We start from the raw sequence: 1800 nt of genomic DNA, 5'->3' as shown, positions 1-1800 counted from the left end.
TCAATAACGCAGTATAAATCGCTTTTAAACCAACCCTTTGGGCGTTTCACAGGCACTTACTCTCATCGTTGTTACTTCTTAAAAGGGACTGCCATTCTTGCAAAGTAACGCCTTGATATTAAGCCCCTGTGAAACGCTGAATTCTGTATCTTGAGGTGGCTTGGGTATATACGTGATTCTTTTAATGATTAATATTAGCTGATGCAATGCAGTGAGTGTGTTAGCATTTAAGTATTATGATTGCGCCCGCAAAACGCTCTAAGCTCAGGACTAAAAAGATGAAAAGCCAACAGCAAGATCCTATTTATACGCAAATTTCTCAAATTAAAGATGCCGTTGCCGAAGTGTTAGAACACGCTAAAAAACTCGGCGCTACGGACGCTGAAGCTGCTATGTCGAGCACCTCTGGTTTATCTGTCAGTACGCGCATGGGGGAAGTCGAAACAATCGAATTTAACCAAGATGGCGGCTTAGGGATCAGCGTCTATGTTGGTAATCATAAAGGCTCAGCGTCAACCGCTGACTTAAACCCGAAAACGTTACGCACAGTGGTCGAAAAAGCCATTGATATTGCTAAATTTACTTCAGACGATCCGCATAATGGGGTTGCTGATAAAGCATTACTTGAGTTTGCCCCGCTTGATTTAGATTTATATCACCCTTGGGATGTTAGCCCTGAGCAAGGTATTGAGCTTTGTCATGCTGCAGAGCAAGCAGCGCTTAATGCTGATGCACGTATTGTAAATTCTGATGGTGCGAGTTTCTCATCACATCAAGGTTTGCGAGTGTATGGTAATAGCCATGGTTTAATTACCGGTTACCCACGCTCGCGCCACAGCATTAGTACTATGGTGATTGGTAAAGACGGCGAGCAAATGCAGCGAGACTCTGCCTATACTGTTGCGCGTGACCAAGCTGGGTTAAATGATGCAGCAGCCGTTGGGCTTGAAGCCGCTCATGAAACGTTAGCAAAACTTAACAGCCAAAAGTTAGGCACCATGAAAGTGCCTGTTGTGTTTCGTGCAGACATTGCCAACTCTTTATTTGGCCATTTAGTATCGGCAATTGGTGGTGGTGCGCTATATCGTAAATCAAGCTTTTTACTCGACAGCCTCGGCACGCAAGTATTCAATAACTGCGTTAATATTGCAGAGCGCCCGCATATATTAAAAGGGTTAGCGTCTTCACCTTTTGACAGTGAAGGGGTCAAAACCATTGACCGCGAAATCATTCAAGGTGGCGAGTTACAAACATATCTATTAGCAAGCTACGCAGCGCGTAAAATGAATATGACACCAACCGGCCATGCTGGTGGCATTCATAACTGGCTAGTTGAGCAAACTCACGCTGATTTAGCTGCGTTGTTAAAAACAATGGGTACCGGTTTATTGGTGACTGAGTTAATGGGCCAGGGCGTTAATACCGTAACGGGTGATTACTCGCGAGGCGCAGCTGGTTTTTGGGTTGAAAATGGCGAGATACAATACCCTGTAAGCGAAATTACCATTGCAGGTAAGCTGCAAGACATGTTTAAAGGCATTAGCGGCATAGGTGGCGACATAGAGCGTCGCGGTGGTATTCAAACCGGTTCAGTATTGATTGAGCAAATGCAGATTGCGGGAAGCTGATTGAAGCTTTAAGTCTTAAGTTGTAAGTTTTAATCGGTGTTTTAATTTGCGTAGGCGCGGCTTTATGAAATTCATGGCTAAAGCCATTTCCTACGTCATCGGTTGATGATTGCTTTAACGCTAAGACCTGCGCGAGGTAAACTCCCGCCTACGGGGTTACATCAGCGGGAAA

General features: G+C 44.7%; 1 protein-coding gene. It reads left to right on the top strand.

Features of this window, described 5'->3' with window-relative positions:
• Nucleotides 1–278 precede the first annotated feature (278 nt).
• On the top strand, nt 279–1628 hold the full coding sequence (gene pmbA, locus V7783_RS21235; protein WP_335680215.1) for a metalloprotease PmbA: 1350 nt from the start codon (nt 279–281) through the stop codon (nt 1626–1628).
• Nucleotides 1629–1800: the final 172 nt, after the last annotated feature.

Origin of the sequence: Pseudoalteromonas sp., assembly GCF_036960685.1 — a bacterium.
Lineage (GTDB): Bacteria > Pseudomonadota > Gammaproteobacteria > Enterobacterales > Alteromonadaceae > Pseudoalteromonas.
Note: the sequence above shows the minus strand (reverse complement) of the source record. Positions and strands in the feature narration are given on the sequence as shown.